This is a genomic window from Promicromonospora sp. NPDC052451, from assembly GCF_044547525.1.
In the GTDB taxonomy this organism is placed as follows: Bacteria; Actinomycetota; Actinomycetes; order Actinomycetales; family Cellulomonadaceae; genus Promicromonospora.
This window is the reverse complement of the sequence record NZ_JBIUAP010000004.1, coordinates 94,073-106,060: the sequence shown is the minus strand read 5'-3', so window position 1 is coordinate 106,060 and position 11,988 is coordinate 94,073. Positions and strand designations below refer to the sequence as shown.

The 11,988-nt window shown below is 71.6% G+C and carries 11 protein-coding genes; 10 read left to right on the top strand and 1 reads right to left on the bottom strand.

Going from position 1 to position 11,988, the window contains the following annotated elements; genetic code table 11:
- Positions 1-25: 25 nt before the first annotated feature.
- The 10 genes from pdxT (at position 26) to ACIG47_RS08415 (ending at position 10,542) form a co-directional block, all read left to right on the top strand.
- Positions 26-661, top strand: coding sequence for a pyridoxal 5'-phosphate synthase glutaminase subunit PdxT (pdxT, locus tag ACIG47_RS08460; protein WP_397430427.1), 636 nt, complete (start codon positions 26-28; stop codon positions 659-661).
- Positions 662-743: 82 nt separating this feature from the next.
- The gene (locus ACIG47_RS08455) at positions 744-1,505 is read left to right on the top strand and encodes a YebC/PmpR family DNA-binding transcriptional regulator (RefSeq protein ID WP_397413524.1); all 762 of its coding nucleotides are present in this window, start codon (positions 744-746) and stop codon (positions 1,503-1,505) included.
- Between the two features lie 45 nt (positions 1,506-1,550).
- Entirely contained in the window at positions 1,551-2,117 is a 567-nt protein-coding gene (gene ruvC, locus ACIG47_RS08450) for a crossover junction endodeoxyribonuclease RuvC (RefSeq protein WP_397413523.1), read from the top strand.
- 79 nt (positions 2,118-2,196) lie between these two features.
- Positions 2,197-2,823 (top strand): Holliday junction branch migration protein RuvA, encoded by a 627-nt coding sequence (gene ruvA, locus ACIG47_RS08445; RefSeq protein ID WP_397430426.1) that lies wholly within the window; start codon positions 2,197-2,199, stop codon positions 2,821-2,823.
- The gene (gene ruvB / locus ACIG47_RS08440) at positions 2,816-3,907 is read left to right on the top strand and encodes a Holliday junction branch migration DNA helicase RuvB (protein ID WP_397430425.1); all 1,092 of its coding nucleotides are present in this window, start codon (positions 2,816-2,818) and stop codon (positions 3,905-3,907) included. Before ruvA ends, ruvB begins: the two co-directional genes overlap by 8 nt.
- Before the next feature lie 138 nt (positions 3,908-4,045).
- The gene (gene yajC, locus ACIG47_RS08435) at positions 4,046-4,489 is read left to right on the top strand and encodes a preprotein translocase subunit YajC (protein WP_397430424.1); all 444 of its coding nucleotides are present in this window, start codon (positions 4,046-4,048) and stop codon (positions 4,487-4,489) included.
- Between the two features lie 81 nt (positions 4,490-4,570).
- Positions 4,571-6,445: a protein translocase subunit SecD gene (gene secD, locus ACIG47_RS08430; protein ID WP_397430423.1), complete on the top strand. Its 1,875-nt coding sequence runs from the start codon at positions 4,571-4,573 to the stop codon at positions 6,443-6,445.
- A complete protein-coding gene (gene secF, locus ACIG47_RS08425) occupies positions 6,445-7,536 on the top strand; it encodes a protein translocase subunit SecF (protein ID WP_397430422.1) in 1,092 nt (363 codons plus the stop codon). The genes secD and secF overlap by 1 nt, the downstream gene beginning before the upstream one ends.
- A gap of 23 nt (positions 7,537-7,559) precedes the next feature.
- Positions 7,560-8,132 (top strand): adenine phosphoribosyltransferase, encoded by a 573-nt coding sequence (locus tag ACIG47_RS08420; protein ID WP_397413944.1) that lies wholly within the window; start codon positions 7,560-7,562, stop codon positions 8,130-8,132.
- 76 nt (positions 8,133-8,208) lie between these two features.
- Positions 8,209-10,542 carry a RelA/SpoT family protein gene (locus ACIG47_RS08415; protein WP_397413517.1) on the top strand — a complete coding sequence of 778 codons (2,334 nt, stop codon included), beginning with the start codon at positions 8,209-8,211 and terminating at the stop codon, positions 10,540-10,542.
- Positions 10,543-10,550: 8 nt separating this feature from the next.
- Here ACIG47_RS08415 and rox read toward each other — a convergent pair whose 3' ends face one another.
- On the bottom strand, positions 10,551-11,984 hold the full coding sequence (gene rox, locus ACIG47_RS08410) for a rifampin monooxygenase (RefSeq protein ID WP_397430421.1): 1,434 nt from the start codon (positions 11,982-11,984) through the stop codon (positions 10,551-10,553).
- Between the last annotated feature and the right edge of the window lie 4 nt (positions 11,985-11,988).

Sequence of the window (11,988 nt, the reverse complement as noted above, 5' to 3'; positions counted from 1 at the left end):
GGGCCGCGCCGTAGGATGGACGGCTGTGAGCATCCCGACCATCGGCGTCCTCGCCCTGCAGGGCGACGTCCGCGAGCACCTGGTAGCCCTCGAGTCCGTGGGCGCGTGCGCCGTGACCGTGCGCCGGCCCGCCGAGCTGACCGCCGTGGACGGTCTCGTGCTGCCCGGCGGCGAGTCGACGACGATCGACAAGCTGCTGCGGATCTTCGAGCTGCGCGACCTGTTGCAGACCCGCATCAAGGAAGGCCTGCCGGTGTACGGCTCGTGCGCGGGGATGATCCTGCTCGCCGACCGGATCCTGGACGGCACCGCGGACCAGCAGACGGTCGGCGGGATGGACGTGGTGGTGCGGCGCAACGCGTTCGGCCGGCAGGTCGACTCGTTCGAGACGGACCTCGAGTTCACGGGAATCTCGGACGCCGGGGACGGCGGACCGGTGCGCACCGCGTTCATCCGCGCCCCCTGGATCGAGGAGGCCGGAAGCGACGTCGAGGTGCTCGCGCGGATCCCGGCTGTGGATACGCAGGGCCGTCCGGTGGCGGCCGCCGGTAGAATCGTCGCAGCACGGCAGGGGCCGCTGCTCGCCACCGCGTTCCACCCCGAGATCACGGGGGACACGCGCGTGCACGGGTTGTTCGCCGGCATGGTTGCGGGCGGCTGAGCGGTCGTCCCGCTACCGTTCGACGCCACTGCACCAGTCACCGCACACGAGTCACCGCAAACGCAAGGAGTCAGGTAAAGGCATGTCAGGTCACTCCAAGTGGGCCACGACCAAGCACAAGAAGGCCGCGATCGACGCCAAGCGCGGCAAGCTCTTCGCCAAGCTGATCAAGAACATCGAGGTCGCGGCGCGCACGGGCGGCGGCGATCTCGCCGGTAACCCGACGCTGTTCGACGCGGTCCAGAAGGCGAAGAAGTCGTCGGTCCCCAACGACAACATCGACCGTGCGGTCAAGCGCGGCTCCGGCGAGGGCGCCGACGCCGTCGACTACCAGACGATCATGTACGAGGGCTACGGCACCAACGGCATCGCCGTCCTCGTCGAGTGCCTCACCGACAACAAGAACCGCGCCGCCTCCGAGGTGCGCCTGGCGTTCTCCCGCAACGGCGGCAACCTCGCCGACCCGGGCTCGGTGTCGTACCTGTTCTCCCGCAAGGGCCTGGTCGTGGTGCCCAAGGCCGACGGCGTCACGGAGGACGACGTGATGCTGGCCGCCCTCGACGCGGGCGCCGAGGAGGTCACGGACCAGGGCGAGGTCATCGAGGTGCTCAGCGAGGCCACCGACCTGGTGCAGGTGCGCACGGCCATCCAGGAGGCGGGCATCGAGTACGACTCCGCCGACGTGATCTTCCACCCCTCCATGCAGGTCGAGGTGGACGTCGAGGGTGCCCGCAAGATCATGCGCCTCATCGACGCGCTCGAGGACAGCGACGACGTGCAGAACGTCTACGCCAACTTCGACGCGAGCGACGAGGTCATGGCGGCCCTCGACGACGAGGAGTAGGCGAGCCTGCAGGGCCCCCGGGGGCGCGCGTGAGAGGGTTCCTCCGTGCGCGTTCTCGGTGTTGATCCCGGTCTGACCAGGTGCGGCGTCGGCGTCGTCGACTCGCTGCCGGGTCGCCGGGCCAGGATGGTCGCGGTCGGGGTGATCCGCTCCGACGCGGACCTGTCCACCGATCTGCGGCTGCTGAAGGTGGCCGAGGGCCTGGACGCGTGGCTCGACGAGCACGTCCCCGACGTCGTGGCCGTCGAGCGGGTCTTCGCCCAGCACAACGTCGGCACGGTGATGGGGACCGCCCAGGCGGCGGGCCTGGCCATGGTGGCCGCGGCCCGCCGCGGCGTGCCCGTCGCGCTGCACACGCCGTCCGAGGTGAAGGCCGCGGTGACCGGCTCGGGCCGCGCCGACAAGGCGCAGGTGACGACGATGATCACCCGCATCCTCGACCTGGAGGAGGCGCCCCGCCCGGCCGACGCCGCCGACGCCCTCGCGCTCGCCGTCTGCCACCTCTGGCGGCCGTCCGGTGCCCTCCAGGGCGGCGACCGGCACGAGCTCACACCGGCCCAGCGGGCCTGGGCCGCCGCCGAGCAGGCCGCCCGGCAGCGTCCGCGGCGCTGACCCGGCGTGCCTCCCCGAGGAGGCACACCCGCGCTTGTTAGGCTCCTCGCACGAACGTTCGATCGTGAAAGGGGAGCCCGTGATCGCCTCGCTGACGGGGACCGTGGCCCACGTGGGCCTGGACCGCGTGGTGGTGGACGTCGGCGGCGTCGGCTACCTGGTGCACGCCACGCCCACCACGCTCGCCGGGCTCCGCGTCGGCGAGACGGCGGGTGTCGCCACGAGCATGGTGGTCCGCGAGGACTCGATGACCCTCTACGGGTTCGGCGACGCCGACGAGCGTGACGTGTTCGAGGCGGTGCAGACGGTCTCCGGCGTCGGGCCGCGCCTGGCGCTCGCGATGCTCGCCGTGCACACCCCGGACGCGCTGCGCCGCGCCGTCGCCACCGAGGACCTCGCCGCGCTGACCCGCGTGCCCGGCATCGGCAGGAAGGGCGCCCAGCGCATCGTGCTGGAGCTCGGAGACCGCCTGGGCCCCGCCTCCGGCAGCGCTCCGGCCGAGGCCGCGACCGCTGCGGCGACCGTCGCCGGCGACCACACCGAGCGGGTCGTCGAGGCACTGACGGGCCTCGGCTGGCCGGCCAAGCAGGCGGACGACGCCGTCGCGAAGGTGCTCGCCGAGGCGGGCGCCGAGGTCGTGGCCGCCGACGAGGTCGCCACCACGCTCCGCGCCGCGCTGCGCCTGCTGGGAGGCCACCGTGGCTGACGTCTCCACCGAGACGGAGGGCCCCGGCGGCCGCATCGTCGCACCCAGCGCCGACGAGGTGGAGCGGGCCGCCGAGGCCGCGCTGCGCCCCAAGCGGCTCGACGACTTCGTGGGCCAGCAGGTGGTGCGCGACCAGCTCTCCCTCGTGCTCCAGGCCGCCCTGGCCCGCGGCAACCCGCCCGACCACGTGCTCCTGTCCGGCCCGCCCGGCCTCGGCAAGACCACCCTGGCCATGATCATCGCGGGCGAGCTGGAGTCCCACCTGCGGCTCACCAGCGGGCCGGCCATCCAGCACGCCGGCGACCTCGCCGCCGTCCTGTCCTCCCTGGAGGAGGGCGACGTGCTGTTCATCGACGAGATCCACCGCCTCGCCCGGCCCGCCGAGGAGCTCCTGTACGTCGCCATGGAGGACTTCCGGGTCGACGTCGTGGTCGGCAAGGGCGCCGGTGCCTCCGCGATCCCGCTGGCACTGCCGCGGTTCACCGTGGTCGGCGCCACCACCCGGTCCGGCCTGCTGCCCGCCCCGCTGCGTGACCGCTTCGGGTTCACCGGCCACATGGACTACTACTCGCCCGCGGAGCTGGAGCGCGTGATCCTGCGCTCCTCCGGCCTGCTCGGCGTCCACCTCGAGCACGCGGCCGCCCACGAGATCGCCGGCCGCTCCCGCGGCACGCCCCGCATCGCCAACCGGCTCTTGCGCCGGGTGCGCGACTGGGCGCAGGTGCGCGGCGACGGTCGCCTCGACCTGCACGCCGCGAGGTCCGCCCTGGAGGTCTACGAGGTCGACCCCATCGGCCTGGACCGCCTCGACCGCGCCGTCCTGACCGCGCTGTGCACCCGGTTCGGCGGCGGACCCGTCGGCCTGTCCACGCTCGCCATGACCGTGGGCGAGGAGGCGGAGACGGTCGAGACCGTCGCCGAGCCGTACCTCGTGCGCGAGGGACTCGTGGGGCGCACGCCGCGCGGCCGCGTGGCCACGCTCGCGGCCTGGGAGCACCTGGGGCTGAAGCCGCCCGCGCAGCCCGGCGCCGCCGCGGCAGGGGGCACCGCGCCCGAGGACCAGGGAACTTTGCTGGATCCCTGACGTTGTCCCTGTGGCGCCGTCCGCCGCGATCCGAGGATCAGCCCACCGCGCACTACACTGGGTTGGATCCTCGTCGTACCTGTGCGTGACGTGCGTGCGTGGCACACCCGACCCAGCAATCGAACAGGACCATCCACTGTGGACCCCTCATTCCTCATCCTCATCGCGATCCTCCTCGTGGTGATGTTCTTCATGTCCTCCCGTACCCGCAAGCAGCAGCGCGAGGCCGCGGAGTTCCGGAACAACCTCACCGTCGGGACCAAGGTCATGACCGCCTCCGGCATGATCGGCACCGTCATCGACGTCGACGAGTCCACCGACCAGGTGACCATCGAGTCCTTCCCGGGCAGCCCCACCACGTGGCTCCGTGCCGCCATCGCGAAGAAGATCGACGAGCCCGTCGCCGACGACGCGGCCGACGACGACGCGGCCGATGAGGCCGACGTCACATCGAACGGCGAAACGGGAAGTACCATCAGCCCGGACGCGAACGACGTTCCCGACGACCTGTCCGGCCTGGACACCGCTCAGCGCGAGTACCGGGAGCAGCAGCGACGGGACGCCGACGCGGACGGCAAGTGACGGCCGCGCCGTCCGGTGACCCCGGACGGCGCCGAACCCGCGCCGGACGTACCCCGGCGCGCACACGAGAAGAGACAGACGTTGGCGACTGACACCCGGCGCTCGCGGCCGGTTCGCACGATCGTGCTCCTCACGATCCTGACGATCCTGCTGCCCTTCGGCGCCCTCTTGGCTGGTTGGCAGCTCGACGGCAAGTCGAGCGACAATCCGGACGGCGCGAGCCTCGCACCTGGTCTGGCCCTCGACCTCCAGGGCGGCACCCAGGTCATCCTCAAGGCGGTGACCTCGGACGGCTCCGAGATCACCCCGGAGGCGATGGAAGAGGCCATCGGAGTGATCCGGCAGCGGGTGGACGCCAACGGCGTCACCGAGGCCGAGATCTCCAGCCAGGGCACCGACCAGATCGTGGTCGAGATCCCGGGCGAGGTCGACGACGAGACCGTCGCGCTGATCTCCAAGGCCGCGCAGATGAAGTTCCGGCCCGTGCTGACGATCGGCAACCCGACCCCCACGGCGCAGCCCTCGGCGAGCCCGTCCGCGTCCGGCGACGCCGCCGACGAGGAGGCCGCTGACGGCGAGACCGCTCCGGGCGGGTACACCGAGGAGGAGATCGCCGAGCAGGAGGCGGCCGTCGAGGCCGCCACGGACCCGTCGGACCTGGCCCAGATCACGCCGTCGGTGCAGACCGCGTTCGACGAGCTCGACTGCACGGACCCGAAGAACCTGCAGGGCGGCGGCGGTGACCGGCCGGACCTCCCGCTGGTGACCTGCGACCAGACGGGTGTCGCCAAGTACGTCCTCGGCCCCGTCGAGGTGGACGGCACAGACCTCAGCTCGGCGACCTCCGGGCTGATCCCGAACGCGAACGGCACCGTCTCGAACGTGTGGGGCGTCAGCCTCGACCTCAACTCCGAGGGCGCACGGGCGTTCCGGACCACCACGGAGCGGCTCGTCTCCCTGGAGCAGCCGCGCAACCAGTTCGCCATCGTGCTGGACAGCCTGGTCGTCTCGGCGCCGAGCATCAACGAGCCGATCACCAACGGGCAGGCGAGCATCTCGGGCTCCTTCACGCAGAGCTCGGCGGCGACGCTGGCCAACCAGCTCAGCTTCGGCTCGCTGCCGCTGACGTTCGAGGTCGAGGGCCAGAACCAGATCTCGGCCACCCTGGGCTCCGAGCAGCTCCAGCGCGGCCTGTTCGCCGGCCTCATCGGCCTGGCGCTCGTGGTCGTGTACTCGCTGTTCCAGTACCGCACGCTCGGCCTGCTCACCGTCGCCTCGCTGGTCGTGGCGGCCGCCATGACCTACGTGGTGATCGCCCTGCTGAGCTGGGGCATCGGCTACCGCCTGTCCCTGCCGGGTGTCGCGGGTCTGATCGTGGCCATCGGCTTCACCGCGGACTCGTTCATCGTGTACTTCGAACGTATCCGTGACGAGCTACGTGACGGCAGGTCGCTGCGCCTGGCGGTCCAGCGCGGCTGGCTCCGTGCCCGCCGGACGATCTACGCGGCCAAGGCCGTGAACCTGCTGTCCGCCGTGATCCTGTACTTCATGACGGTCGGCGGCGTGCGTGGCTTCGCGTTCACGCTCGGCCTGACCACGATCATCGACGTCATGGTGGTCATCTGGTTCACGCACCCGGTCATGGAGCTGCTCGCCAAGGTGCCGTTCTTCCGGGACGGGCACAAGGCCTCGGGCCTGTCGCCCGACCGGATCGAGGTTACGCCGCGGTACCGGGGCGCCGGCCGGTTCTCCGGCCCCGACGCCGCTCCGGCCGGCGGCGCCGACGCCGAGGTGCCGGAGCGGGAGCTGGTCACGGCGCAGTCCGTGTCGCCCGCACCCCGGATGACCGAGGACGGCCGCAGGATGACGATCGCGGAGCGGCGTGCCGCCGAGCGCAAGGCTGCCGCGGGGTCGGTCGAGTCGACCCAGCAGGCTCAGAACGAGGAGAAGCACTGATGGCTGCAGGCGGCTTCGCTCAGTGGGGCAACGACCTCTACACGGGACGCCGGTCGTACCCGATCATCCAGAAGCGCGGCATCTGGTTCTCGATCGTCGGGCTGTTCTCGGTGGCCTCGATCCTCGTGCTGGTCTTCCAGGGCCTGAACCTGGGCATCGACTTCCGCGGCGGGTCCGAGTTCACCGTCTCGGGCGCGTCGACGACGGACGAGGACGTGGCGATCGACGCGGTCGCGACCGTGGCCCCGGGGGAGGAGCCGCACGTCTCCACCGTCGGCGCCTCCGCGGTGCGCGTCCAGGTCTCCGAGCTGGACAGCGAGCAGACCGACCGCGTGGCCGAGGCGCTGGCCGACGCGTACGGCGTCCAGGTGGGTGAGGTCACCTCGAACTTCATCGGCCCCACCTGGGGGCAGTCCGTGAGCCTGCGGGCGCTGTGGGGCACCGTGGCGTTCGTGGCCGCGGCCGCGATCTTCATGGCGCTCTACTTCCGGGCGTGGCGCATGTCGGTGGCCGCGATCGTGGCGATGCTCGCCGACGTGCTGGTCTCGGCCGGCGTGTACGCCGCGATCGGCTGGGAGGTCACCCCGTCCACGATCATCGGCTTCCTGACGATCCTCGGCTTCTCGCTGTACGACAAGATGGTCGTCTTCGACAAGGTCCGCGAGAACACGGACCACGTCCTGGAGCAGACCCGCAGCACGTACGGCGAGCGCGCCAACCTCGCGGTGAACCAGACCCTGGTGCGGTCCATCAACACCTCGGTGGTGGCGCTGCTGCCCGTCGCGGGCATCCTCTTCGTCGGCGGGTTCCTGCTGGGGGCCGGCACGCTGAAGGACATCTCGCTGTCGCTGTTCGTCGGTATCGCCGCGGGTGCCCTGTCGTCGCTGTTCCTGGCGACGCCGCTGGACGTGGCGCTCCGCGAGCGTGAGCCCAAGATCGCCGCCCACACCAAGAAGGTCATGGACCTGCGGGCCGGCCTGATCGCCGAGGGCGCGGACGAGAGCGTGCTGGCCGCCGCGGCGTCCGGCTCGGCGCAGCTCGTGCCGGGGCATCACCAGGGGCAGGCCGCCCAGCCCAGGCGGCGCCGGTAGGCTCACGCCTCGTGACAGATGACATGACCGACGTCGCCCTCTCCGGACTGCTGCCGGAGAGGGCGACGCGCGTCCGCGAGCTGATCGCGGACGTCCCTGACTTCCCGTCCCCGGGCATCCTCTTCAAGGACATCACGCCCCTCCTGGCCGACGCCGAGGGGCTGGCCGACGTCGTGGAGGCGTTCACGCGGCTGGCGCTGGCCGACGGCGTCGACGTCGTGGCCGGCATGGAGGCCCGCGGGTTCCTGCTCGGCGCCCCCGTGGCCCATGCGCTCGGCCTCGGCTTCCTGCCCCTGCGCAAGGCCGGCAAGCTCCCGCCGCCCACCCACAGCGTCTCGTACGACCTGGAGTACGGGTCGGCGTCGATCGAGCTGCGGTCGGGAACACTCGACCCCGGTGCGCGTGTTCTCATCATTGACGACGTCCTGGCCACCGGTGGGACCGCGGCGGCCGCGGCACAGCTGGTCGAGAAGTGCGGGGGAGTGGTCGCGGGGCTCGCCTTCCTGCTGGAGCTGGACGCACTCCACGGCCGGGACAGGCTGACCGGGCACAACGTCGATACCCTCCTGCGAGTGGGCACGCCGTCCGACGGATGACCGTGCCGGACGGGGAATAGAGGTCCAGGGCTAGACTGGCGACTCCGGGGTCGGACCCGGGGAAGGAGGCGCGTACATGGCTGAGAACACGGTGTCACGCGCTCCGGTGCCCGAGAAGAACCCGCCGACACCGCCCGGCGGCAACCGGATGCGCAACCGGCTCGCGCGCCTCGGCGTGCGCAACGTCGGGGGCGGGACGCCCGCCGCCATCGAGCCGCTGCTCCAGGCGATCCGCAGCAACCACCCCAAGTCCGACGTCGCGCTCATCGAGCGGGCCTACGTGGTGGCCGAGAAGGCTCACCGCGGGCAGATGCGCAAGAGCGGCGACCCGTACATCACGCACCCGGTCGCCGTCTCCACGATCCTCGCGGAGCTCGGCTTCGAGGGCACGACGATCGCGGCGGCGCTGCTGCACGACACGGTGGAGGACACCGACTACGCCCTGGAGACGCTGCGGGCCGACTTCGGGGACGACGTCGCGCTGCTGGTGGACGGCGTCACGAAGCTCGACAAGGTCAAGTACGGCGACGCGGCGCAGGCGGAGACCGTGCGCAAGATGGTCGTGGCGATGGCCAAGGACATCCGCGTGCTGGTCATCAAGCTGGCCGACCGGCTGCACAACGCCCGTACCTGGAAGTACGTGCCGTCCAAGTCGGCCGAGCGCAAGGCGCGCGAGACCGTCGAGATCTACGCGCCCCTGGCCCACCGGCTGGGCATGAACACGATCAAGTGGGAGCTGGAGGACCTCTCCTTCCAGACCCTGTACCCCAAGGTGTACGACGAGATCGTGCACTTGGTGGCCGAGCGGGCCCCGGCGCGCGAGGAGTACCTCGGCGTGGTCAAGGGCCAGATCGAGTCCGACCTGCGCAGCGCGAAGATCAAGGCCACCGTGACGGGCCGGCCGAAGCACTACTACTCGATCTACCAGAAGATGATCGTGCGCGGGCACGACTTCGCGGAGATCTACGACCTGGTCGGCACGCGCGTCCTCGTGGACACCGTGCGCGACTGCTACGCGGCGCTCGGCGCCATGCACGCGCGGTGGAACCCGGTCCCGGGCCGGTTCAAGGACTACATCGCGATGCCGAAGTTCAACATGTACCAGTCGCTGCACACGACGGTGATCGGCCCGGGCGGCAAGCCCGTCGAGATCCAGATCCGCACGCACGACATGCACCGCCGCGCCGAGTACGGCGTCGCCGCGCACTGGAAGTACAAGGAGAAGACGCCGGCGGGCGGCGCCGACCCGAAGAACCAGGACATGGCCTGGCTGCGCCAGCTCGTGGACTGGCAGCGCGAGACCGCCGACCCGGCGGAGTTCCTCGACTCGCTGCGCTTCGAGATCGGTGGCGACGAGGTCTACGTCTTCACGCCCAAGGGCCAGGCGATGGCCCTGCCGGGCGGCGCGACGCCGGTCGACTTCGCCTACGCGGTGCACACCGAGGTGGGCCACCGCACCATGGGCGCCCGCGTGAACGGCCGCCTGGTGCCGCTGGACTCGCCGCTGGAGAACGGCGACGTCGTCGACATCCTCACCTCCAAGTCCGAGACGGCGGGGCCCAGCCGCGACTGGCTCGGGTTCGTGAAGTCGCCGCGTGCCCGCAACAAGATCCGGCAGTGGTTCACCAAGGAGCGCCGCGAGGAGGCCGTCGAGACCGGCAAGGACTCGATCGCCAAGGCGATGCGCAAGCAGGGCCTGCCGATCCAGCGCCTCATGTCGCACGAGGCCCTGGTCGGGGTCGCGAACGAGATGAACTACCAGGACGTGTCCGCGCTGTACGCGGCCGTCGGCGAGGGCCAGATCTCGTCCGCCCACGTGGTGGAGAAGCTGGTCCGGGCGCTCGGTGGCGCGGACGGCGCGGAGGAGGACGTCGCCGAGGCCGCGCGGCCGGGCGGACTCACGGCGCGCCGCGTGCGCTCGGGCGACCCGGGCGTCGTGCTCAAGGGGTCCGAGTCCTCGGACGTCTGGGTCAAGCTCGCCAAGTGCTGCACCCCGGTGCCGGGTGACGACATCGTCGGGTTCGTCACCCGCGGCCAGGGCGTGAGCGTGCACCGCACCGACTGCGTCAACCTGGACGGCTTGCGCAAGCAGCCGGAGCGCCTCGTCGAGGTGGAGTGGACGCAGGGCGCCAACACGATGTTCCTGGTGCAGATCCAGGTCGAGGCGCTGGACCGCTCGCGGCTCCTCTCGGACGTCACGCGCGTCCTGTCCGAGAACCACGTCAACATCCTGTCGGCGTTCGTCTCGACGTCGGACGACCGGCTGGCGGTCTCGCGGTTCATCTTCGAGATGGCCGAGCCGGCCCACCTGGCCACGGTCCTGTCGGCGGTCCGCAAGGTCGAGGGAGTGTTCGACGTGCACCGCATCACGGGCACGAAGCCGGTGGAACGCCCCCAGCTCCCGGTCTAGTCCCGCACTCAACGAGCGGTGGGGCGGCCGAACCAGTGGGTCAGGGTTGTCTCCAGGGACGGCCTCGCCGTGCCGGTCCAGACGACATGGCCGTCCGGTCGCAGCAGCGCGGCCGGGACGTCCGGCCCGGCCGCGCCGGGGTCGGCGACGTGGTCCACACGGCCGGCCCAGCCTGCCACGGAGAGCTCGCCGGTCCGGTCGAGCAGCAGCCCGCGGCCGGCGTGCATCCGGTCGTAGAGGCGGCCGGTCGTCAGGTCGACGTCGCGCAGGCGGCGTCCGAGCAGGTCGGGCCCCTCCCCGACGTCGTACCGGATCCCGGTCGCGGTGATCTTCTCGATCAGGAAGCGGTTCACGTCGTCGAGATCCATGAGCTGCGCCAGCAGCCGGCGGACCGCCTGCGGGCCAGGCGCCAGTGACAGGAGCTCGGCCTGGGCGCGGGTCGTGTCGAGCACGTCTGCCGCCACCGGGTGCCGTTCGGCGTGGTAGGTGTCCAGCAGGTGGTCCGGGGCCCAGCCGTTCACCTGGGCGGCCAGCTTCCAGCCGAGGTTGAAGGCGTCCTGGATGCCCAGGTTGAGGCCCTGGCCGCCGAGCGGCGGGTGCACGTGCGCGGCGTCCCCGGCGAGCAGCACCCGTCCGGTCCGGTACCGCTCGGCCTGTCGCGTGGCGTTGCCGAAGCGCGAGAGCCAACGTGGCGAGTGGACGCCGAAGTCCGTGCCACCGTGCGTCCGGAGCTGGCGTGCGAGCTCGTCGAGGGTCGGGGGCACGGTCCGGTCCGGGGCCAGGCCGTCGGCCGGCACGACCACACGGAACAGCCCGTCACCGACGGGACCGGCGCCGAAGCCGCGCTGCGTCGTGCGGACCCGTGCGGTCACCTCGGCGACCTCCTCGGGTGATGCGGTCATCCGGACCTCGCCCAGCAGCCACTCCACGTCGGCCGGCTCGCCCGGGAAACCGACGCCGAGCAGCGTGCGCACGGTGCTGCGGCCACCGTCGCAGCCCACCAGGTACCGGGCGTGCAGCCGGGTGCCGTCGGTCAGCTCGGCGGTGACCCCGGCGTCGTCCTGGTGCAGGCCGGACAGCTCGGCGCCGCGTCGGACCTGGGTGCCCAGCTCCACCGCCCGGTCCGTCAGCAGCCGGTGCACGGCCGGCTGCGGGATGCCGAGGACGAACGGGTAGGTGGTGTCCAGGTCGCCGGGGGCGGGTCGCGTGATACCCGCGAAGTACCCGCTCAGCGGATGCCTGGTGCCCAGAGCGAGGAACCGGTCCAGCAGGCCGCGCTGGTCCATCACCTCGATGCTGCGTGCGTGCAGGCCCAGCGCGCGCACCACCTCGGTGGGGGCGGTGTCGCGCTCCAGCACGAGCACGTCCGCCCCGTGCAGGCGCAGCTCCGCCGCCAGCATCATGCCGGTGGGCCCGCCGCCCACCACGATCACGTCGGTCATCGAG